General features: G+C 35.8%; 32 protein-coding genes. 24 read left to right on the top strand and 8 right to left on the bottom strand.

The window, feature by feature from the left end; genetic code table 11:
- Positions 1-195: 195 nt before the first annotated feature.
- The 4 genes from WC623_RS21460 to WC623_RS21445 form a co-directional block, all read right to left on the bottom strand.
- Positions 196-885, bottom strand: a complete 690-nt coding sequence (locus WC623_RS21460) for an SMUG2 DNA glycosylase family protein (protein ID WP_372854986.1) — start codon at positions 883-885, stop codon at positions 196-198.
- Positions 886-928: 43 nt separating this feature from the next.
- The gene (locus WC623_RS21455; protein WP_372854984.1) at positions 929-1,321 is read right to left on the bottom strand and encodes a response regulator transcription factor; all 393 of its coding nucleotides are present in this window, start codon (positions 1,319-1,321) and stop codon (positions 929-931) included.
- Positions 1,322-1,446: 125 nt separating this feature from the next.
- Positions 1,447-1,722, bottom strand: coding sequence for a hypothetical protein (locus WC623_RS21450; protein WP_372854982.1), 276 nt, complete (start codon positions 1,720-1,722; stop codon positions 1,447-1,449).
- Positions 1,723-1,821: 99 nt separating this feature from the next.
- A complete protein-coding gene (locus tag WC623_RS21445; RefSeq protein ID WP_372854980.1) occupies positions 1,822-2,085 on the bottom strand; it encodes a hypothetical protein in 264 nt (87 codons plus the stop codon).
- 239 nt (positions 2,086-2,324) lie between these two features.
- On the opposite strand from WC623_RS21445, the gene WC623_RS21440 reads away from it, so the two are divergent.
- On the top strand, positions 2,325-2,516 hold the full coding sequence (locus tag WC623_RS21440; protein ID WP_372854978.1) for a cold-shock protein: 192 nt from the start codon (positions 2,325-2,327) through the stop codon (positions 2,514-2,516).
- Positions 2,517-2,767: 251 nt separating this feature from the next.
- Here the strand turns inward: WC623_RS21440 and WC623_RS21435 are convergent, their stop codons facing one another.
- The gene (locus WC623_RS21435) at positions 2,768-3,061 is read right to left on the bottom strand and encodes a hypothetical protein (RefSeq protein WP_372854976.1); all 294 of its coding nucleotides are present in this window, start codon (positions 3,059-3,061) and stop codon (positions 2,768-2,770) included.
- Positions 3,062-3,819: 758 nt separating this feature from the next.
- Here WC623_RS21435 and WC623_RS21430 point away from each other — a divergent pair.
- From WC623_RS21430 to WC623_RS21325, 22 genes are all read left to right on the top strand, one after another.
- Entirely contained in the window at positions 3,820-4,596 is a 777-nt protein-coding gene (locus WC623_RS21430) for a hypothetical protein (RefSeq protein ID WP_372854974.1), read from the top strand.
- A 16-nt stretch (positions 4,597-4,612) separates the two neighbouring features.
- Positions 4,613-5,416: a carboxypeptidase-like regulatory domain-containing protein gene (locus WC623_RS21425; RefSeq protein ID WP_372854972.1), complete on the top strand. Its 804-nt coding sequence runs from the start codon at positions 4,613-4,615 to the stop codon at positions 5,414-5,416.
- 70 nt (positions 5,417-5,486) lie between these two features.
- Positions 5,487-5,786: a hypothetical protein gene (locus WC623_RS21420; protein WP_372854970.1), complete on the top strand. Its 300-nt coding sequence runs from the start codon at positions 5,487-5,489 to the stop codon at positions 5,784-5,786.
- Between the two features lie 48 nt (positions 5,787-5,834).
- Positions 5,835-6,161: a hypothetical protein gene (locus WC623_RS21415; RefSeq protein WP_372854968.1), complete on the top strand. Its 327-nt coding sequence runs from the start codon at positions 5,835-5,837 to the stop codon at positions 6,159-6,161.
- A gap of 14 nt (positions 6,162-6,175) precedes the next feature.
- Positions 6,176-6,799 carry a hypothetical protein gene (locus WC623_RS21410; RefSeq protein ID WP_372854966.1) on the top strand — a complete coding sequence of 208 codons (624 nt, stop codon included), beginning with the start codon at positions 6,176-6,178 and terminating at the stop codon, positions 6,797-6,799.
- 216 nt (positions 6,800-7,015) lie between these two features.
- Positions 7,016-7,603, top strand: a complete 588-nt coding sequence (locus WC623_RS21405; protein WP_372854964.1) for a hypothetical protein — start codon at positions 7,016-7,018, stop codon at positions 7,601-7,603.
- Between the two features lie 151 nt (positions 7,604-7,754).
- Positions 7,755-8,420 (top strand): hypothetical protein, encoded by a 666-nt coding sequence (locus tag WC623_RS21400; RefSeq protein WP_372854962.1) that lies wholly within the window; start codon positions 7,755-7,757, stop codon positions 8,418-8,420.
- A 29-nt stretch (positions 8,421-8,449) separates the two neighbouring features.
- A complete protein-coding gene (locus WC623_RS21395) occupies positions 8,450-9,055 on the top strand; it encodes a hypothetical protein (protein ID WP_372854961.1) in 606 nt (201 codons plus the stop codon).
- A gap of 4 nt (positions 9,056-9,059) precedes the next feature.
- Complete coding sequence (locus WC623_RS21390) at positions 9,060-9,533, top strand: hypothetical protein (RefSeq protein ID WP_372854959.1); 474 nt, start codon at positions 9,060-9,062, stop codon at positions 9,531-9,533.
- A gap of 177 nt (positions 9,534-9,710) precedes the next feature.
- Positions 9,711-10,310, top strand: a complete 600-nt coding sequence (locus WC623_RS21385; protein ID WP_372854957.1) for a hypothetical protein — start codon at positions 9,711-9,713, stop codon at positions 10,308-10,310.
- Positions 10,282-11,115 carry a hypothetical protein gene (locus WC623_RS21380; protein ID WP_372854955.1) on the top strand — a complete coding sequence of 278 codons (834 nt, stop codon included), beginning with the start codon at positions 10,282-10,284 and terminating at the stop codon, positions 11,113-11,115. Before WC623_RS21385 ends, WC623_RS21380 begins: the two co-directional genes overlap by 29 nt.
- 77 nt (positions 11,116-11,192) lie before the next feature.
- Entirely contained in the window at positions 11,193-12,146 is a 954-nt protein-coding gene (locus tag WC623_RS21375; protein WP_372854953.1) for a hypothetical protein, read from the top strand.
- Positions 12,147-12,182: 36 nt separating this feature from the next.
- Positions 12,183-12,740 carry a hypothetical protein gene (locus WC623_RS21370; protein ID WP_372854951.1) on the top strand — a complete coding sequence of 186 codons (558 nt, stop codon included), beginning with the start codon at positions 12,183-12,185 and terminating at the stop codon, positions 12,738-12,740.
- Between the two features lie 140 nt (positions 12,741-12,880).
- Positions 12,881-13,234 (top strand): hypothetical protein, encoded by a 354-nt coding sequence (locus WC623_RS21365; protein WP_372854949.1) that lies wholly within the window; start codon positions 12,881-12,883, stop codon positions 13,232-13,234.
- A 68-nt stretch (positions 13,235-13,302) separates the two neighbouring features.
- The gene (locus WC623_RS21360; RefSeq protein ID WP_372854947.1) at positions 13,303-13,773 is read left to right on the top strand and encodes a hypothetical protein; all 471 of its coding nucleotides are present in this window, start codon (positions 13,303-13,305) and stop codon (positions 13,771-13,773) included.
- 193 nt (positions 13,774-13,966) lie between these two features.
- Positions 13,967-14,542 carry a hypothetical protein gene (locus WC623_RS21355; protein ID WP_372854945.1) on the top strand — a complete coding sequence of 192 codons (576 nt, stop codon included), beginning with the start codon at positions 13,967-13,969 and terminating at the stop codon, positions 14,540-14,542.
- A gap of 9 nt (positions 14,543-14,551) precedes the next feature.
- Positions 14,552-14,857, top strand: coding sequence for a hypothetical protein (locus WC623_RS21350; protein ID WP_372854943.1), 306 nt, complete (start codon positions 14,552-14,554; stop codon positions 14,855-14,857).
- A gap of 24 nt (positions 14,858-14,881) precedes the next feature.
- Positions 14,882-15,250 (top strand): hypothetical protein, encoded by a 369-nt coding sequence (locus tag WC623_RS21345; RefSeq protein WP_372854941.1) that lies wholly within the window; start codon positions 14,882-14,884, stop codon positions 15,248-15,250.
- An 11-nt stretch (positions 15,251-15,261) separates the two neighbouring features.
- Positions 15,262-15,555 (top strand): hypothetical protein, encoded by a 294-nt coding sequence (locus WC623_RS21340; protein WP_372854939.1) that lies wholly within the window; start codon positions 15,262-15,264, stop codon positions 15,553-15,555.
- A gap of 59 nt (positions 15,556-15,614) precedes the next feature.
- On the top strand, positions 15,615-16,157 hold the full coding sequence (locus WC623_RS21335; protein ID WP_372854937.1) for an ankyrin repeat domain-containing protein: 543 nt from the start codon (positions 15,615-15,617) through the stop codon (positions 16,155-16,157).
- A 10-nt stretch (positions 16,158-16,167) separates the two neighbouring features.
- On the top strand, positions 16,168-16,575 hold the full coding sequence (locus WC623_RS21330; protein WP_372854935.1) for a DUF6705 family protein: 408 nt from the start codon (positions 16,168-16,170) through the stop codon (positions 16,573-16,575).
- Positions 16,576-16,584: 9 nt separating this feature from the next.
- Positions 16,585-17,160: a hypothetical protein gene (locus WC623_RS21325; protein WP_372854933.1), complete on the top strand. Its 576-nt coding sequence runs from the start codon at positions 16,585-16,587 to the stop codon at positions 17,158-17,160.
- 311 nt (positions 17,161-17,471) lie between these two features.
- Here WC623_RS21325 and WC623_RS21320 read toward each other — a convergent pair whose 3' ends face one another.
- The 3 genes from WC623_RS21320 to WC623_RS21310 all read right to left on the bottom strand — a co-directional run bounded on the left by WC623_RS21320 (position 17,472) and on the right by WC623_RS21310 (position 19,716).
- Positions 17,472-18,371 carry a hypothetical protein gene (locus tag WC623_RS21320; protein ID WP_372854931.1) on the bottom strand — a complete coding sequence of 300 codons (900 nt, stop codon included), beginning with the start codon at positions 18,369-18,371 and terminating at the stop codon, positions 17,472-17,474.
- 96 nt (positions 18,372-18,467) lie between these two features.
- On the bottom strand, positions 18,468-18,932 hold the full coding sequence (locus tag WC623_RS21315) for a hypothetical protein (protein ID WP_372854929.1): 465 nt from the start codon (positions 18,930-18,932) through the stop codon (positions 18,468-18,470).
- 136 nt (positions 18,933-19,068) lie between these two features.
- Complete coding sequence (locus WC623_RS21310; RefSeq protein WP_372854927.1) at positions 19,069-19,716, bottom strand: TetR/AcrR family transcriptional regulator; 648 nt, start codon at positions 19,714-19,716, stop codon at positions 19,069-19,071.
- Between the two features lie 197 nt (positions 19,717-19,913).
- On the opposite strand from WC623_RS21310, the gene WC623_RS21305 reads away from it, so the two are divergent.
- Positions 19,914-20,150, top strand: coding sequence for a hypothetical protein (locus tag WC623_RS21305; RefSeq protein ID WP_372854925.1), 237 nt, complete (start codon positions 19,914-19,916; stop codon positions 20,148-20,150).
- Positions 20,151-20,158 lie beyond the last annotated feature (8 nt).

Raw genomic sequence — 20,158 nt, 5'->3', positions numbered from 1 at the left:
CTGGGTTTGTAAGAAAGAAAAATTGAAGAAGAAAGCTACAGCACATAACCTTCATCTTTTAACAATACTCCGATAATTTACCTGATATCCTCATCATCCTCAAGCACATGAATTCTTTTGATCATAATAAATTGGTTTTTTGTCGTTAATCCTGGCTATGAACAAGCAACAAAACTACATTTGTCTGTTCATTTCTCAGTTGTTTAATTCCAGCAGATATTTATCGATATATTGTTGTTTTTCTTTTGATTTGTATTGTTGTATATAACGCGGATGATCTAAAACAGTCAATTTATTGAACAAGTTTGCTTCCTTATTCAATATTTCAATGAACCTGGCATTTTTCCTCCCCAAAATAAAAACCTCATCGGTCTCCAATCCCAGACTGATGTGTTTTTCCAAACAAGTGATCATAAAACTTTTCACCATCTGAAAAAGCGTCCGATCATCATAGTAATTTGCATTCAGCCATTTACCTTCTTTTGTCTGTCTTACAATGGCAAGCGGAAAGGGTGAATTGATATAAAACCGCTTGTAAAAATCGACTGGGCCACCAAATGTGTTGATCATATCATATATAAATACAGATGAAGGTTCATGTGTATAAGCAGACTTCATTTCAATACCACAAACACTTTTCAGCCTCTTTGTATCAGTAAAGGGAACACCCGTTACCCCAGCCCCATGTCTACTTGGATTGATACCGATCACAAATTTTCTGGGACTGCTGTCATTATAATACTTATAATAAAACTGCTTCATTACATTTATCGTTTCAGGATTGTCCAAATAGGGATTTATCACCCCGAAATCTGGAGGCAATGCTCCAGAGTAAGCTAAATGGAAATTGAAGTCAATTATTTTTTCCGCAAAAGTTCTTAACATAGATTTTTTGTTGTTTACGCCTGTGTTATTTAGATGACATCATTTAAGATAATTGCTGATGTACAATAGCCAAAAGGCGTGTTAAATCAAAAGGCTTTGAAATAAACCCATCCGCGGCACAATGTTTAGTGATCTGTTCTAATCGTGCATGTGCGGACATCATCAGAACAGGCAAATGTTCAGACCGTCGGTCATTTTTGATTTCAGCGCATAACTCTTCGCCATTTCCATCAGGTAACATTACGTCCATCAACAACAAATCCGGCAGTTCACGAGCAATTGCAATGCGAAAAGTAACGGCAGAGTTAAACAATGTTGTCTCAAATCCTTCCTCGTTCAATATCAATTGTAAAATATATCCTATATCCGGGTCATCTTCCAAAATCCATATATTTCCTTCATCGCTACCCTTGGGAATTGTAGTGGTTTCCTCCATATGTTGTAATAATTAAGTACCAATTGCACACCAAAATTTTCTTTAGTATCCAATAAGTGTTAAAATTTTTATTATTTTACATAACTATCCCCAGATAGATCAGATGATTATCCGATACAGTAAGATTATCTAGGTATCTGTCTTCCAATTTCCTGCACCATATCCTCAGCCAGCAGAATGTCCTGATGACCAGAAGTTTCGTCATATTCATAAACCGGAAACCCGCCCGGCTGCAACTCATCAGCAGTTAAAGCCCGCCACGTTTCACCATCACTGCCTAAGAAAATCTCACCTATCAGAGCACCATGGTATACAATTTTGTAAGTACCGGATTCCTGCGGGTGAATGTTCAGGTCAATCTGCTCGCCGCCGGCATTGATAATGATATTAAAAGGATCCATAATCATTAATTTAAACAGGTTTATTATTAAAATAATCTTCCAGCTGCTCCCCAAGCTGCGTTGACAGCGCTTTGACAGCCATGTCCATCTTTTTTAAGTTTAACTATCCATAGGATGATGATTAGAACCAGGATTCGTTCCATCCAGTTCTCCAAGTCCCTCAGCTCCTCGCTCAGTGCCTTGCTCATCCTGCATATCAGCTGATTGATCATCTTGCCGCTGATCAACAGCATTATCACTATCTTCCTGCTTTTTCCCTGACACAAATCCAGGATCTACAGCACTATTTTCAAACTCAGCGTCTTTATTAATGATCGCCGACTGATCCGGATCTTCCGGCAATTCTTCAGCTATATTCTTCATGATCTATTGATTGAATTGTAAAACTATTTCCACGCATCTGTTGCTTTCCCAACCGGTAAAATACGCTTGGTCCCTCCCAGAGGTTTAAAGTCAACGTAAATTCAACACATTGTTAAACAGATTGTTTCACAAAAATTATTTTAATGTCTTATTAAACAAATACTCAATTCCTGCTGTTGTAATCCCCGTAACGGGACAAACCAAAGTTTACCGAACACCTAATCTTTAATAAAAACACCATGCCAGAAGGAACAGTAAAATTTTTTAATGAGTCAAAAGGATTTGGCTTCATTATACCCAGCAACGGAGATCCGGAATTATTTGTACACGCCAGCGCGCTTAGTGCCCCAGTGAGAGAAAACGACCGGGTAAGTTATGAAATTGAAAACGGAAAGAAAGGCGTCAACGCTACTAAAGTAAAAAAGATCTGAGTATGCTGACCGTTATTCAACACCTACCCGACCATATATTGGGAGTCCGCGCAAGCGGGTAGGTCAACAAAGATGACCTTAAAGATGTTTTACTATCAGGACTGGAATCCTTAAGCGAACGTTATAAAGAAATTTATTATCTGCTGGTACTGGAAACAGATGTTCAGAATTTCACAGCCGGAGCCTGATTTCCAGCATATCCAGGCAAGGCCATAAAACCCAGCCTGGATAAAACAAAAAAAACCAGGTAATTAACCTGCCTTTAATGTCAAAAACTCCATGAGGTGCTGTTCAAGCAACTCGGTATTGTAAGTACCACCAGTAGTATGGTCAGTAAGTTCGAGACTATTCTCCCCTACTGTAATCGTGTAAGCATTTCCGTCAATAATTTCCGGGAAACCGATATTCACAATATCAGCCACGTGTGCAAATTCCACAGCCAGGTTGCTACCAAGCTGTTCATTCACGTAAGCAGGAAATTCCGTTTTTAAAAGCTCAAATAAACTTTCAGGGCTTAAGGGTTGTACATTATCAATCGCTATCATAGGTTTTTCCTATAACCTTCCAATAATGGTGCCCCGAAATCATAAACCATCAATTAGACACAACAAGCAGATAAAGCCCATCAGCTTTCAAGATAGTGTACGATTTAGACTAACTATTTCAGCTGGCAGATGTTTACTCTTAATATATCTTTGCTTAGACCACTCAAGCTACAATAAACTCCTTAGAACAATATCTTTAAAATCTTGTAGTGATCGAACTAGGATGAATGGATTGGCTATTATTTACTAGATGATCTGTTCATTTCTTCGAGGTGGTTTGAACTATTTCAATGGGACGAAGCTCCTTAGTAGTTGCCGGATATTGACAAGTGGATAGCCCCTTGACTATCCTTCATTCTTTAGTTAATCTGACAAGCTATCTGTAGAAAATTGTTGTACATTTCTTACTAGCGTCTGCAACCCACCCTCCGCTATTATAAAAAGCTAAAAGACCGGGCTCCCTGGTTCAGCATTTTTTCAAATCGAATCCAGCAATGAGCAGAACCTGAGCAAAAAATGGCTCGTGTTTTGATCGCTTCAAATCAAGTAGCTGTAGCTGGATTGTGTTTTCAGAAAGGAAAACAATCAGCTGCAAAAGAACCAAAATAAACCGGGCACCACATTTAAATGATAAAAAGCAGGTAATTGTGCCCACTGTAAGTAAAATTCCCGGAGGATGAAGAAAGCAAAGTCTGGGGGGTAACAAATTGTACAATCGATGGATATAAAAAAGAACAGCCTTTTAAAATTTCTATAAAATGAAGATCAAGTTCCTGAAAAAAATACCCGCTATTGTTTTGATATCTATATTCATCATTTCCTGTGAGCAGAAAGTAAAACCCAATACAGATCATCCATCCAAAGAAACCATAACAGTAAAAACAGTTGAAGAAACAACTGTCCTTACTTCCAAACCCGCACAAATACAAATTGAAAAAATAAATGCAGAGGCTTTCCAGTCAGCCATACAACAAGAAAAAACAAATAAAAAAACTGAGAAAATCACCGATTTTAAGCTCGTAGTAAAACAATTGGCCGGAGTGGTTGATTTTAAAGAACTGGATGGCTATTTATTAGTGAATAAAATCAATTTCCGCAACGGAACATCTTCGGGAAATAAGGATCAATTAGAGGAGTGCACATTTGTAGCCTATTTTCCTAGCGAAGACATACTATTGCTCGAAGGGGGCCATACTACAGATGTAAGCTTTGATCTGAAAACCGGACAAAAGACCTATGATGCCGGCAATCCTGACCTGGTAATCACCTCCCCCAGTGGAAAATACAGATTGAATAGAGTCTTTGAAGGACAGGAATGTTTTTATCATTTCATCCAGGAAAAGAAAAATGGTTGGTTTCAAAAAGTATTTGAGCTAGATAAAACCTTTAAAAAGAACTTCAATAAATGGCTTTGCATCATTGAAAAGGGATTCTGGACAGACGATAATACCTTTTACTTTAGAGAGGTCATCCAATTCAAAGAGACAGGCAATGTGTATGAATACTATAAAGTCAAGATCACTCATGAACTATAAAAAGAACAGAAACTAAATGAAAAACCTGCATTATACCCTCTTCTTATTTTTGCTCCTTTCGTGTAAACCGAGGGTAAATAATTTTTATCAGGGAAAGGTCATAGACCAGAGCGATAAACCTATTGAAGGTGTGATTGTAACTGAAGAAGACAGTAAAGAGAAACAGACCACAACAGATAAAAAAGGCTATTTTAAATTGGATAGAAGTCCGGATTGGCTGGGAAGATTAATATTTATCAAGGATGGATATCAAACTGACACCATTGCAAGTGTATGGCATCAGGCAGGTGAAACAACTGAATACAACTTTATTGAAACAGACACAACAATCGTCAGGTTAAAAGCGACCAAAGTTAGAGCCTCAATAGTTGTTCCTTCCAACTCTCTGTTCCATTCGATTGAGTCAGTCGGGCTGCCTTTCAAAGACTCTACAAATTTTGATAATTTTAAGGAATCCCGAAAATTGACAAATCAGGAGGCTGGTATTTTAAAACTAAATACCCTATACAGTGGAGTCATGGGATTTTATTCCAGATATACCGTTCCATTCTCCACTCAATTTAAATCTGTGGTCATTAGCTATCATCCCAACGAACATGAGTTGATTACTACACTTATTAATTATGATAGGGATTATCATATTCTTGGTAAGGTTGATATCGCCTATGATGAAATTGCAGAATCACAATTTCGGAAAGAAAGCCTGCTGACAATAGATAAAATTATAGTCGATGAAATCAGCTGGATGGAGAACCGGCCGGTCAAGAAAACGAAAACGTATGAGGTTTTGCCCAATGGAAAAATAATCGGGAACCAATAACAGACAGCGTAATCAAAACCAGCTTAGTAAAACCGGAGCTGGCCACAGTAGAAGTAGGCTATTTTGATATATGAAATATGTAAAAGAAATAAAATCAACCATTATAGGAGCCCATGAACTTGAGGAGCAAGACGGGATGACTTATAAGATTAAAATATTAGGCCGAGGTGAAGAACTCTTTTTTCAAAAAGGTGATGATGCCTTGATTTGTGAAATATCTGCCAGACATGCTGTGATTGATCCCAAGACTATTCGTAGATGGGACAACGGGAAGAAGATTTCTGATGAAGAACGGACCCTTATATTAGAAAAGATCATTGAACTGTACAAGAAAGCATACAAGGATGATTTAGCTGTTTTTAAAAATTAGGCGCTGAACCATAAAAGCTGATGAATCCAAAAACAAATAACTGATCATATGACAACAATTCCCGAAATCGCATCACACGAAAATATAACGGAGCACTACCTTCGGCTAAATATTGAAAAAGATAACCTGCCCTGCGGATCTATTGATTTTATTTCGGAAAAGATCAATTTCAATATCAGTGGTCGATACTTCTTCAAGGGAATGGTGGTTATAGAAGACACCAAATTGGAATATAGCAATGGAAGATTAATTTTTATATTCAAGAACAAAAAGAATTTAGTGTTCAGTTGCAGTTTAGAAGAATTTGAAAAAGTGAGCACGCATATAAAAAGCTATGCAAATGAGGATAGTAACAGGGAATTATTTAATAACTAACAGATACAAGATTAATGACAAACACAAGAGAAATTAATATTTCCAGGCTTTGGGATTTTGACAAACCTCTATCCATTGAGCCGGACATTGAGCTGCTGTTCAAAAGGCCCCGAATCGATTACCGGGTTAGTGAATATGTTTTTCAATTTATAGATACCGAGATACTACAACCGAATCGGGTTTTACAAAAAGGAAAGCATCATTTTTGTTTGGCTTTTGGTATTTATAACCCTGAAATACACAAATTCCACCAGGAAAACCCTTATCATTCGGATGATTCAAAATTTAGTATATCAAAATATAACAGGAAGGAATATAAGGATACTCAGATAGCTTGTAATTCAACCCTATTCAACGAAAATATCTCGCCTGTAGATTATGCCAAAATTGTGTACGATATGTTTGCATGTTACCTTGTCCAGGAATTCAAAAAAATCACCAAAGAACTAATGGATAGCAAGAAAAACGATTTGGATATAAACTGTATCACAGATTTTGATTTTCCTGCAAAATTTGAAAATCATAAATATATCTCCGATAATACTTCTATTGAATTTACGCAAAACGACGGGCAAACCATAAAAAAAAATGAGCCCATTGTAATTGCTGATATCTACAAAAACAGATATGCCCAATAAATGGAAAAACAGAAACAAAATATAAATTCTCCAAAACAGTTCTAAAAACAGGTCCTTTGGAGGAATACGGCTACCAATACCATATCGTCCGTTTGGCAGAAAATAATAAAATTGTTGTGTCCGGGCAGCTCAAAAAAATATTGGAGGATAATAAAATAAACAGCATCGGTTTTAAGAAAGGATAAGAAAAAGTTTATACCCAAAACATCATTGACTATGAATTTTTATTTAATAAGAAATAGAAAAGCTCCATGGGGAGATTACGGAAATATTCTTTTGTATGGATTTATTTCCAAAGAAAGTGATCAAATAAGTATAGAACGGATAGGGCCATTTTTACCGTCTGCTTACTCCTATAATAAATATATTGCTGTTGTTGATTCAGTAAAACAAGCCTTGGAAAAATATGAGCTTAAAGGCCTGAATTTCTCGAAGGGTAAAAAGAAAAAAATAATACCTCTTGACTGGCAGGATTGGGCAATAGCAGAACAAATACCTCATAAGCCTAAATCTGGTGAACCCGAAGACTTCATATTGAAAGGAAAGCACGACGAACTACTTGCCAAGGAAATGGATGAAATTTGGATCGTTTCTCCAACAGACACAGCAAAAGGAGTCATTGACAAAGCTAAAAAAGTTCCTGATGAATATAACCATATCACTTTAGATCTGGCCAGCTGGAATGGGAATGATGTATTCAGAACACCACAATTAGGACATATTTTTTGTACAGAAAATTTTAAAGTTGCTATTGAGCATGCACCTGATTCACATTTGACCTTTGTTCCTATCCTTACAGTTTAATTGTACTAAAAACATTCCTTTCACAGCATGTCCAGTACCCGATATAAAACGCATTTGAAATCCAGTTTTGAATCATATGCATTGATAAAAAAGAAGATTTTAAAGAGAATTTGATGTTTAATCATTAAGTAGTTTCGAAAATAGAATAACAATGAGAAATTTAATCACCTTACTTTTGGCAACAGCCTTTCTTTTTCATTCTTGTACCAATAAGGATAAACATCCTGATGTTTTAACCCTGGAAAAACTAATTGAAAACGGAGAGGTTATTTTCATCGAGAAAAAAGATTCAGTTTCACTATTTCCTTTCATCACGTTTTTAAGCGACTCGGTCTATCTAACGCAAATGCCTCATCATAATTACTCCGAAACTAAAAATCCAGGCAGTAATGAAAAAACGGCGACTGAGGTGAGCATAAAAAACAGCTTTGCGCTTAAAAATGTATTTAACGACAAAACGTATCATTCAGAAACGTTAGATTCAAAATCATCGTTGTCGATAAACGAAAATAATGACCTAATAATCAATGATATCATGTTTTTAGCACCTGATTACAACTCAAAAATAAAAGCTGACACTACTGCAGCGAGGAACATTGCGGATGTAAAAATGGATGAAAAATTAAAAAAACTGAATGAGTTTGATGAAAGCATAATTTACAAATGGACAAATACCGGCAGGCTTGGAACCATGCACGAAATGTTTTACTACCAGTTTGGTGGAAAGAAGTTTAAGTCTACATCCGAGTGTTACTTAATTACAGAAAACGGAAATTATTTCTATAATGGGAAGTTGGGAATACTTCAAATAAAATAGATAATACAACCCTTATTTAATTCGATAAGATGAACACACGATCCATATTAATTTTGATAACCATATTTCTTTTCACGGCCTGCAACAGCCAGAATGAAAAGGAAACTACAAAAACATCACTAACAACGACAGGCACTGCGAAAGACAGTAGTCATACACAAACAGACAAAGAAATTTCCAATGTTGAGACAAACTTACCGGGAAGTCTTATTGAACGGAATCTTCCAATAACAGACAGTACCACTTTCGACAATTTTGAAAAATTTGGGATGCGTGACAAGGGTTTTCTGAAAAGGATCAAGTTCGACCCCAGACGTAAGGATGCAACAAATTTCAGGTTAAACTACAAAATACCTTTCTCCGAAAACTTTACCTCGGTTGTGCTTACTTATAAGGGCGGTGAAAACGAACTGTTCACAATATTGCTTACTGTAGACAAGAACGACAAAATAATTGATAAACTGGAAATTGCCTACGATGAAATTGCGGAATCCGCATTCGGGAAAACGAGCAAAATAGAGAAAGACAAAATAGTGGTAACCAGTTCAAATTGGATGAATGCAGAAAAGCCAATTTTTAAAGACGAAACCTACGTTTTAGACAAAACCGGGAAGTTTGAAAAAATGAAAAACTAATTTTATGACAGAACTCACTAACGACATTGAACTAGAATTATTGAAAGCTATGGACAACTACAAAACCATTGCTCAATTGCTTATAGACAAGTTAATTGCTGAAACAGACGAACCTGAAAAAGCTGAAATTGAAGTAGGACATTATTATGAGATACAAAATGCAGATTTATTGAATAGACAAGAAAATCTATCTGACACTTGGTGGTTTGATGTTCACGGTGAACATTGTATGTTTAAGAATTTGACAACAGGACAAATTCTTGAGGTTTCACTTGGAGACAAAGAAAGTATTGTTAACCTTGACCCTTATTTTTTCTATAATTTCCTCGAAACAACAGCCAATTTGAAACATTTGACAAAATATTTCAAAAATCCGTTTAGTGACACATTGAACTTTTTTGAGAAACTAGAAAAAGAACAAAAAATGGTTAATGTTTATGGTGTGAATTTCAAAAAAAAAACAGCCTATGAAACTTGATAAATTAAAACATACAGCAAAAGAATTGGGAATATTAAACAGTGTCGAGCTGAACAATAATGTACAAGAACTTAAGAATATCCGATAGTGCGGACTTTTAATAGATAAAGCCACGGAAGGCAAATCTACGACATCCGGGAATTTTATAAACAACTAAAAGCAAAAAGCAATAATATTATGGAATATATTGAATTCAATAAAACAAGTGAGAGCAACTCACTTTTACCAAGAATTGGAGGCAAATCATTTATTTCTAGTGATTATTGGCCAAAAGACGGTTCAGAGAATCCTATGACATTAATATTGAGTCTACCATCAGAGATTGTATCTAAAGTCTTGAAAATTGATTTAGAGAAAAATACTTTTTTTTCCATTTTTAGTACATACAGTAAAGAAAAAGGAGATTATTTTTTAGATAAGGTTATTTATAATGTTGATGATGCAGATGAATTAGATATTATAAAAGAAAATACAAAAATTATTTTTCATAGAAAGGAAAATGATTCCATAAACCTCTCAAAGTACGAAATACCAGCTTACGAAATTACAGTTGCTGATGGTACAGATAAAGAAACTTTTTTGGGAGGAGAACCCAAGTTTTTACAGGAAGAACTAGCTTTTGAAGAATTTGATTTTTTTATGCAATTCTATGGAGGCAATTTCCCAAGCGGGTATAAAAATATACTTTTTTTGGCAGATGCCATAGGGTATATTTTTATCGAAAAAAATATACAAATTAATAAATCTTGTGGATTATATTTTGGGCAATCCACATAATTTTCATAGTGGTGCGTGTCTTTCGCCGTTGCTGGTGTTATCACCAATTAGCTGTTCGCAATGTTCCGTTAGAGCATCCCAAATCCCGATTGCGCAGGTGTGTAGTTCCTACAAAATACAAATCCGCGACATCGGGGATAAAGTAGTCCGTGTTAATGTTAGAAGATTAGCACACCATCAATTAAATTTAAATATGGGATTTTTAGATAATTTATTTGGACAAAAGATCATCTTGACACCGGAAATGAAGAGCATTGCTGAAAAAATGATTGGAAATAATTGGTTTGAAAACTGTGGTGTCAGCTCAGCTTTCGATACACAATATAGAATAGAATTAGTACATACTATAGACGAAGCTGAAAAGAAACTTGCATATAAAAGGGATGTTAGCGGTTTTGTAACTTTAGACAATTTGCTAATTGAAGCCGGTCGCCGCAAGCAACTTTTCCTCTCATTAAATCATAAGAATGAAATTGAGAATACATGGAATAAGTTAACCGACACCATTGTTAAAGCGTATATATCAAATAATAAACTTGATATTGATAAAATACAGCAAAAATTTAATTCTAAATTTGGAGTACAAGTTGATTTATACTTAAGAAGAATCTTTGTTGAGACTTTAAACGAATTGTACTTTAAAAGCTATATAGAAAATTTTCCGATCTTTTTTTCTGATATAGCTAACATTTATTTTAAGGGAAATGTAGTTGTAGGCTGGTTAGGCAAGTTTGGTTCGCATGAAAACCAGGTAAAAGAAATCTTCCCAATTTCTCCCAATGATGGTATTTTGAATGTTTGGTAACTTCTCCTTACCAGAACCAGGCAAGATTTTTTGGTATAAGTGAAATTTTAAAAGAATGACCCCATAACTCCTATTATATGTTAAGAATTTCAACCTTATTTATGGTATTGCTGTTGCTTTCATGCCAGAGACCTTCTGGTCATAAATCGCAACCAACAAGTACATCTGACACAACAAATAAAACTATGACCAGGGATAACAAAGAAATGTCCTGCGACGGGCTCCTGTCAGCCATCGTAAAATCCAGCAATGCAGTTGCACTGAAATATTTTAGCGATACCCTTGTAAAAGTCCGTCTTGAATACCTGACTGCTGAAAAAGCAAGAATTAAATTGTATGTACTCAGTGATATTTCGGACGATCCGGCCCATAAAAAGCTAACTGAAAATGCCGTAGGCTGGTTAGAACTCAACAGGCAAACCAAGCGCTTGACAGACATTACCAATGACCCCGATAAACCATTGGTTTTACAATATGATACCACCCTTTTGCAAAAGCATGATCTATATACATTGTGTGGCACTCAAACAGCTATTGCCAAACCTGGAACAGGTTATGAACAAAGAGATGTGATGCAGGAAGCAGATATCAGATTTAATGGTAAGCTGAAACGCTTTTTTACCATGGCTGAGTTTAAAAAAGTATTTGGGAAACCCGACAGCATACAGTTGCTGAAAGATGAAACGCCATGTGTTACCATCTTTGGCACCGAAGCCCCAGATGATAAATACCTGTACAAAGATGGTTCCTGCTTTGAAACCAGTAAGGACAGTGTGGCTGTTGCTGAATTTCGGTTTCAAAGCGGAAATTTTATCACCTATAAAGGTATCCGGATAGATGCCAATACGACCATGAATGATTTCAAACAATTGTTTCCAACCGCTGTAAGCGGGAGGCTGGGTATGGACAAAGAAGGAAAACTGTGGGTTATTCAATTAAGAGAGGATAGCGAGGGAATTTCTGACGGGCATATCAAAATATTTTTCAGGGATGAGAAAGTATCTTTTATGCACTGGTGGCTTCCCTGCTAGAAACTATTCGTTATAATTCTTTTAAAAAAAACAAAAATGATAGATATCGTAAAACACATTAAAAAACACACGGAAAGCTTACAAAAGGGCTTTAATAATCTCTCCGTAGAACAAGTCAAGCAATTAAAGCTAATGGCGCTGGTTTTCTATTTTAAATTACCTCGATGGCAAATGGTGATCGAGCAGAATATAAAATCTCCTATTGACAAAGAAAAGCTGATAGACGATATTATTAATGAATCAACAACCAACTATCAGGAAATTATGGAAAAAAGCACTGCTGAAGTAGACGAATATGCGGATGACTATGAAGAACTGGAACAGATATCAATTTTCATATTGGATGCTTTTGATAATGCTGTGGCTGACAACAAAAAAAAGGCAAGCGTAGTTGCGCTGTTTCTTGGTATGATAGACACGCTGGACCATTACGAAAATTTCTCAGAGGAACCGGAGTATTGGAATCAATTATTAGAAAAGGAAGTTGCTTTTCAATCAGAATTGTTAATACAATTACAGTCAAAAGTTCAACTAGATATTTCGATTTATGAAGATCGATACAAAATGGTTGAATTCCCCGATCTGGAAACATAAACCTATAATATAGGAATATTTAAGGTTCATCACTAATTAAGCATATGCATTGAAATGAAACCTGCATAAGCTTACCGCTTAAAACATAATGAATAAGCTTTGCAAGCTTCATAACCATTAAAAAATCAAATTATATACTGATGAAAAAGCAAAATATTCAAAACTCAGATTATTTAAAAAGAGAGAAGAATTTTCTTAGCGCCATTACTTCTGAGGAAACTTTTCAGATAATTATTGGAAATGATGGTAGTAATATCTTGCTATTATGGCAAGATGAGTATTATATGGAAGCCTACTTAGATTCTTGTGAAACGCCAGTAAGATTGAGTAAGGTGGATACCGTGGTTTTTCTAAAATGGCTTAAAGAAAATAAAAAGGAGATGAATTACTATATTACAAAGAACAGATCTGAACAATATTTTGATGATAGCGGTAGCCAGGCTTTGAACGATCTGGTAAATTGGTCGACAGAAACCTACTGGACTAATTCTTAAAGCCAGAAAATTCTGGAACAAACATTAGATAACCAAACAGATATAGCCAAATTGTTGGCAGTAATTTTATGACAGAACTCACTAACGACATTGAGCAAGAATTATTAAAAGCTATGGACAACTACAAAACCATTGCTCAATTGCTTATTGACAAGTTAATTACCGAAACAGACCAACCTGAAAAAGCAAAAATTCAAGCAGGACATTATTTCGAAATACAAAATGCAGATTTATTGAATGGACAAGAAAACCTATCTAACAATTGGTGGTTTGATGTTCACGGCGAACATTGTTTGTTTAAGAATTTGACAACAGGACAAGTTCTTGAGGTTTCACTTGGAGACAAAGAAAGTATTGCTAACCTTGATCCTTATTTCTTCTATAATTTCCTCGAAACGACAGATAATTTGAAACATTTGGCAAAATATTTCAAAAATCCGTTTAGTGACATCTTGAACTTTTTTGAAAAGCTAGAAAAAGAACAAAAAATGATTAATGTTTACGGAGCGAGTTTTAGAAAATTAAACACCGTTATATAAAATTCTAAAGCGGTGTAAGGTTTTATTTTATCTTACTTCATCGGTTTTTAAGGTGCAGTACAGTTTTTAACTTGGTTGTGGGATCTGTTAGCTATTGCTTAATATCAGCTTCAAAGTCTTTAGCGCTTGTTTCCACTTCATTATTGTCGTGAAACAAGCGTTTTTAAAAAAAAATTAATCTAAACATTGAATAATGGTACCCGAAGAAAATGAACAATATAAAAGATTAATGAATACTATCCATGAAACCGATGAGAGGCTAAATACCGACCGGTGGATTTTGGATGAGAAAATTGACCTCAATGATCCAGACTGGCGGAAGCTTGCCATGCAAAAATATGAAGTCTTTTTTCAGCGAAACAAATCGGTTATCATCGATTGTACCCGGTTATTGGTTCAGGAATTCCCCCTCATCCCCGAAGCATATCGAAAAGATGTTCTCCATCAAATCCAGCAGACAGTGACCCTTAAAGACCATCTCACCTTATTAACCAACTGTGATAATGATACAGATTTCAGGGATAATATTATCCTGCACATTCTATTGGATCTGGGTCCAGATAGCAGGGACTGGATACAGTCGTTAAGAGATTGCGTGGAAAAAGGATTTCAACATAAAATAGCTGTCGCAAAGCATCTGAAAGACCTGCTGTTCTTAGCAAATGACGTAGATCATCATGGCATGGGCTCTGCCAGGAAATTAATGGAGGATACACTAAAAAATACGTTTAACATAAATCGGGCAAAATCATCACAACAACCAAACTAATTCAATAATATGGGAAGTTTTTTAGAAGATCAAATGAACAGTAAAAATGTACATCGGGTTACTGACCATGCAGGCAACCGATATGGCATATGTGTGCTATTTAGAGGTGATAATCTACTATTTATGGAAAACGAAAAGGGACTGATCTGTACCATTAACGCAGCACATGGTGCTATCTTTACAAGGTCAATAAAACAGTGGGACAGTACCGGCAAAAAAATGAGTCAGAAAGAACGAACAAGAGTAACTGGTTTGATCGAGAAATATTACAAGGAATTTTACAGTCCTTCTGTTGTTTTAATAGATGATTATTAGTCACCCCTAACCTATTGCTAAATTATGAACAAAGTAATTGTGAGATTAAAAACCAGCTCCATAAAAGATTCGGAAATGTTTTATTGTAAAGAACTGAAGCTTTTTGAGTTTTACCAGGATTACGGTATGGAAACCATTTCATTAATTGCCAAAGACAATTCCAGCTTTATACTTTTGTTGACAACAGGTACGGTTACTGACACAGATGAATACTTGTTTGAACTGGAAGTAGCCAACTGTACTGCTACATTTGATAAGTTAAAGCAAAAAGAATTTGAAACTACAGGGCGCTTATTAAGTACAACAGTCTTTGAATATCCACTGGGTAAAAGTATAGCACTTAAAGACCCTTCAAATAATAAGTTTTTATTATTTGAAGCATATAAACCATAACCTATCAGACTATGAACAGACTTGAACAATACTTTGACAGCAACGGAAGCCAGGCTTGGGATACATTGGTAAATTGGGCAACGGAAACTTATTGGACGAATTCAGAAAGCCAAAAACTTTTGGAACAAACATTGAAGAACCATACCGATATAGCCAAAGTGATGTACGCAAGATTAGGAGAAGAGAGCCTGCAATGGATACACCGCAAAGTTCCAGCTCTTGATGGCCTGAGTCCTTTGGAGTGTCTTGAAACACCCGAACTCATCAAAAGACTAAAAGAAGGGCTTTCCAGAATGGATATTTAATAAGAGATTGACAATAAAACAGGTTTAATTAATAAGAACCGCAAACATAAAGTTTAACTATGGAATTTACTGACCTAATAAAACTTATATACGAAAACGACATTATGAGTTTGGAAAACTTCAAATCAAGTGGTATTGATTTTTGTAAAACTGACAATTACGATAAAAATAATCTGCTAATTGCCTATGCGGGCTATGGTTATGATAACAAATATCAACCCCAAGACCTGATTGACTTCCTGTTAAATTGTGGAATAGCAATCAATCACCAAAAAAATAAACGAGGAAATGAACTTTCCGCACTTCATAAAGCTGTGGCAATGCAGAATTATAAAATAGTTGAACACCTGTTGAAAAGAGAAGCCCAAATTGACATTCAGGAAATAAATGGAAATACACCTTTATGGACTGCAGTAATGAATTATCGCGGTGAAGAAAAACAATTGAAAATCATTAATTTACTAGTAGCAAATCATGCTTCATTTGACATTAAAAATTATCACAGCATTTCTGCCCGTGATGTGATACATACGATTGGTGGTGGAATAGATGCCGGGCATAACAGGAAAGAATGGGATTTGAGACATTTATTGACAAATTAGCTATATAATAATGAAACAACTTGTTATAGTTTTGATGGTGCTGTTAGCCAAAGTCGCTATTGCACAAACACGCCCAATCCCGGAAAACATCAGATCAGCCTTTGAAGGAACCTGGCAATACAAGGAAAAATATTTTACCTTAACTATCAAGATACATTTTGAGCCTGGGAAACCCTATGCCCTGTTTACCGATATTGGTACAGGTGTCGCTCCCTCGAAAACATTTAAAGTTCAATTGAAAGGAAACCTGCTTGTCTTTCCAGCAGTCAGAAATCAAAACGACTATATAGAAATGGAGATCATCAAAGGAAAACTGTACTTCAAGTCGTTACCTGTTCAATGGGATGAAAAAGGGAATAGGATAAAATCAGATCATGACCAGCAGCAACAAAGGATTTTTAAGCGTGTAAAAGAATAAACAACAATTATGACCATTCCCGAATTTAAAGAAAAGCTACAAACCTTACACCAGACGCTCTTCCCCAAAGAACCTTTAGCTAACCAAGAAGTTGAGCAGAATTATTTTGAGGTACTCTCTCCATTTGTAGCATCCCCTAATGATAACGTCTATCCATTTCTTGCCCACTGGGAAGAAAGCGAATCAAGCATCGAATTCATCCTCAACAACCGGCCTGTAGATTTATTTATGGTCAGCAAAGATCACCTATTCGCTGATGATTCTATGGTATACATTAAAATCAAAGCACAATGGGAATCCTATGAATTCAGTTTGACTACACTGCTCCTCACCGAATATGCGCATTGGATAACAGAAAATACTGACAGCAAACTCGAATTTCGTCTTGAGGGATATGCGATGTATGTTCCCATAAAAAAGCACTGGAACCAGTTTTTTAACCCTTTCTCCTATCCCGTTAAATTATGGATAGGAAAAGAATTAAAATCAGTCATCCTGATCCAAAATGAGATCAGTACGCTGAAATGCATCGCAATGGATGCTGAGACTTTACATATAGCTCAAAAGTTGTTGGAAGAACCTTAGTAAATCATTCGAAAACGATTTGATACATTCTTCAAAAATAACAGTATAAAAATTTAGCTAGGTCATTTAAAGAATTTAATGTCGCTGGTAATTAACGTAATCAACCAAGAGAGTTCCAATTTACTTTATTTAGCGGACATTCTGCATTCGCAAAAACATGCTCGTTAAGCCAGCGCCTGAGGAACTCGAAATACAAAAGGAGTTACCTGCTACAGGAAAACTGCCTTTCAATAAATTGTTATTTACTATGCCTGATTCGACAAGAAAAAAATAGCATTATGCCTCTTTATGCTAGTCAACATTCACCTATGCTATTTCAAAATGCCCTCAGCGAATTTCATTGGAAGAAAATATGGATAGGTAAACATGCCCTGACTTAATTCAACACGTTCAAGATCGGCATCGACTAACTGAAACTCCTTGGTGAAATCCTTAGTAAGATAAACATAGGGATAAGGATTTTGAGGATTGAATTGTCCAGGACCAGCAAGCTTATTTTTTGAGAAATCAAGCAATATCGAATAACTTGTGGTTTCAGGATGGATCAGGAATTCGATTGTTTTATTGCTTTCATCAAAGGTAAATGTCAATTTGCTGGAACTGTTGCCAGTAAGATCCAGATTGTAGTTTCCTGATTTATAAATCACACCCCTTTCTAATTCTGCTTCATTCCTGAAAACCAAAAATTGCTCATCTGTACTGCGGCGCAGTATCACAATTTCACCATTTTTAAAAAAATCCGAGTTATATTTAGGGTCAGTCTTCAATTTATCTCTGATGGATTTAACATTACTTAAAGGTGATCCCAGTATTCCAGGGATTAGATCAGTAACTTTCATCACAAAAAAGGGATCTACCACATGGATATCCAAATGAGCTTTCTGCCCGGTGACTTCATCGGTAACAGTCAGTTCCGTACTCCCTTTTTTTAATCCTTTGAGGTGAATATATCCAGCAGGCCATTCCGTAGCTAAAATAGTAGTCTCTATCAGACTCCCATCGCCCGCATTCACAGTATACTTTCGGTTCCCATCCTGGATATATAATTCTATTTCTGATCCTTCTGGTACATAATAGGTGGATTGCGGAAATTTCAGTTCTTTGATTTCCACCTGCTTTTCTTTTTTACAGGATACAGTGATGAGTGAAAAGAAGCTAAAAATTAATATTAAACGTAAATAAGGAAATGAAGAGTAAGGTAAAAGTTTCATGTCTGTTCTGAATTTCAAATCGGTTTTCTATTTTGTAATTGATGTGTTTCAGTGTTTTATAATCAGCCTTTTGGAAGGCTTGATGTCTGATATTCCTCACTTTTTTAAGATAAGTAAGTCTGTGTCCCGAATGATCTGATTGCCATTAAACCAGGCCTGGTCAACGGTAGAACGTAAACAAGGATTAGACGGCATTTTGACTGTAAATGCCAAGGTATCCATTCGCGTGTCTGCAATCTTTAACAATACCGTGTCTTTAACTTTGGCTTGTTTAAGTTCAAACACAAAAACCTGTCGCGTCCCTGAAACGATGGATCTTAACGCTAAGGTATCTGTTTCATTTTTATAGTTGACAGGGTAAATCCTGAGATCGGCAGGCCTATATATCGGAGTACTTTCCAAGAATAAATCTGCACCTGAAGTTTTGTCTACCAGCTGAAAGCCTGCTACTGAGATCACAGGATCACAACCAATAATTTCATCCTCTGGTTGTTTCATGCAGGCTGAAAGTATCAGAATGGCAGTTACGCTTAATAAATATTTGATTGACTTTTTCATCATAATTGGTATTTAGAAATTTATATTCTTTGGTTAACTGGAAAACGGAAACTGCGAATCATTCGCTACAACCGTTATACACTTAAATACTTTTTTCTTCCGGTTGTCATTTGGTAAGCTTTTGTTTTTGACATTTCTTTTATTTGTGTAGTAATTTCTCTTGATAGGTATTTTCTAATATCAGGCTGATTGCATTTTTAATCCTGGACATTCCGTCAGGGGTATTGAGGTCTATTTCACAGACCCGTGTATCGGTTGATTTGGAATGGAGTACCAAATAGTAAATACCTGCAACCAACAATGCCGTTACCGCTCTGAGATCTATATTTTTTCCCTGCAGTTCCGGATCGGACAGGGCAAAAAACTGCTGGCTAAGCAGTTCTCTTTCCTCAGAAACCTCTTTCATTATTTTGGTACTTTCGCTGATCTGCCACAGGATTATTTTCTGCATTTCCTGATCATTGAAAATATGTTCCATCTGGTTATGCAATAGACTTTCCAATATATCTTTTGTGTTTTCCCCTTTGCTGGCTTTAATCAGCTCAGCCGCCTTTCCCGACGCAGCCAACCAATAATCTTTGCCGCGTACATAGGTTTCAATCAGGTTTTCAACGGTACCAAAATAAAGCGTAATCAGCTTCCTGTTTAAACCAGCAGCACGGGAAATGTTGGTTGCCGTTAATCCTGTGTATCCTTTTGTCTTAATAATCGTTCCTACAGCATCAATAAGTTTTTGGATTGATCGCCCCTTGTCATTGGATGCTCCCTGATATGTCTTTCTAGGCATTTCACTCATATAAATTATTCAAATATATAATTTTCTCACATACGAGAAAATTGTAATCCAATTTAACTATCCAACCTAAATCACAAATATCTGTTCATCACTAGTAGCGACAAGTTGCTTTTTCAGATCACTGCAAGTAAATATTATTTATCTCTACTAGTGTAGTTTTAATTTTAGAATGCCTGAACTTCGGTTTTATGAAAAATTTCATTCCTACCGATAAGCGAAGTATTACCGCAATAAAAGCCGCCAAATTATTAAAAGAATATGGCACAGAAGTCAGTCTGGAAGGTGCAAAACTTATTTTGGACTTCCTTTATGGATTTGCTAAATTATCAGTAAAACAGTTAACTGATAGGGATTCTGGTAAAATTTCACCGGAGAAACAAACACCCAGAAAGCTGTTCAGACAAAGATCAATTTACAAAAAATGAAAGGAGAA

The organism is Pedobacter sp. (assembly GCF_041645105.1).
Classification (GTDB): domain Bacteria; phylum Bacteroidota; class Bacteroidia; order Sphingobacteriales; family Sphingobacteriaceae; genus Pedobacter.
The sequence above is the reverse complement of the archived record's forward strand: the minus strand, read 5'-3'. Positions and strand labels throughout refer to the sequence as shown.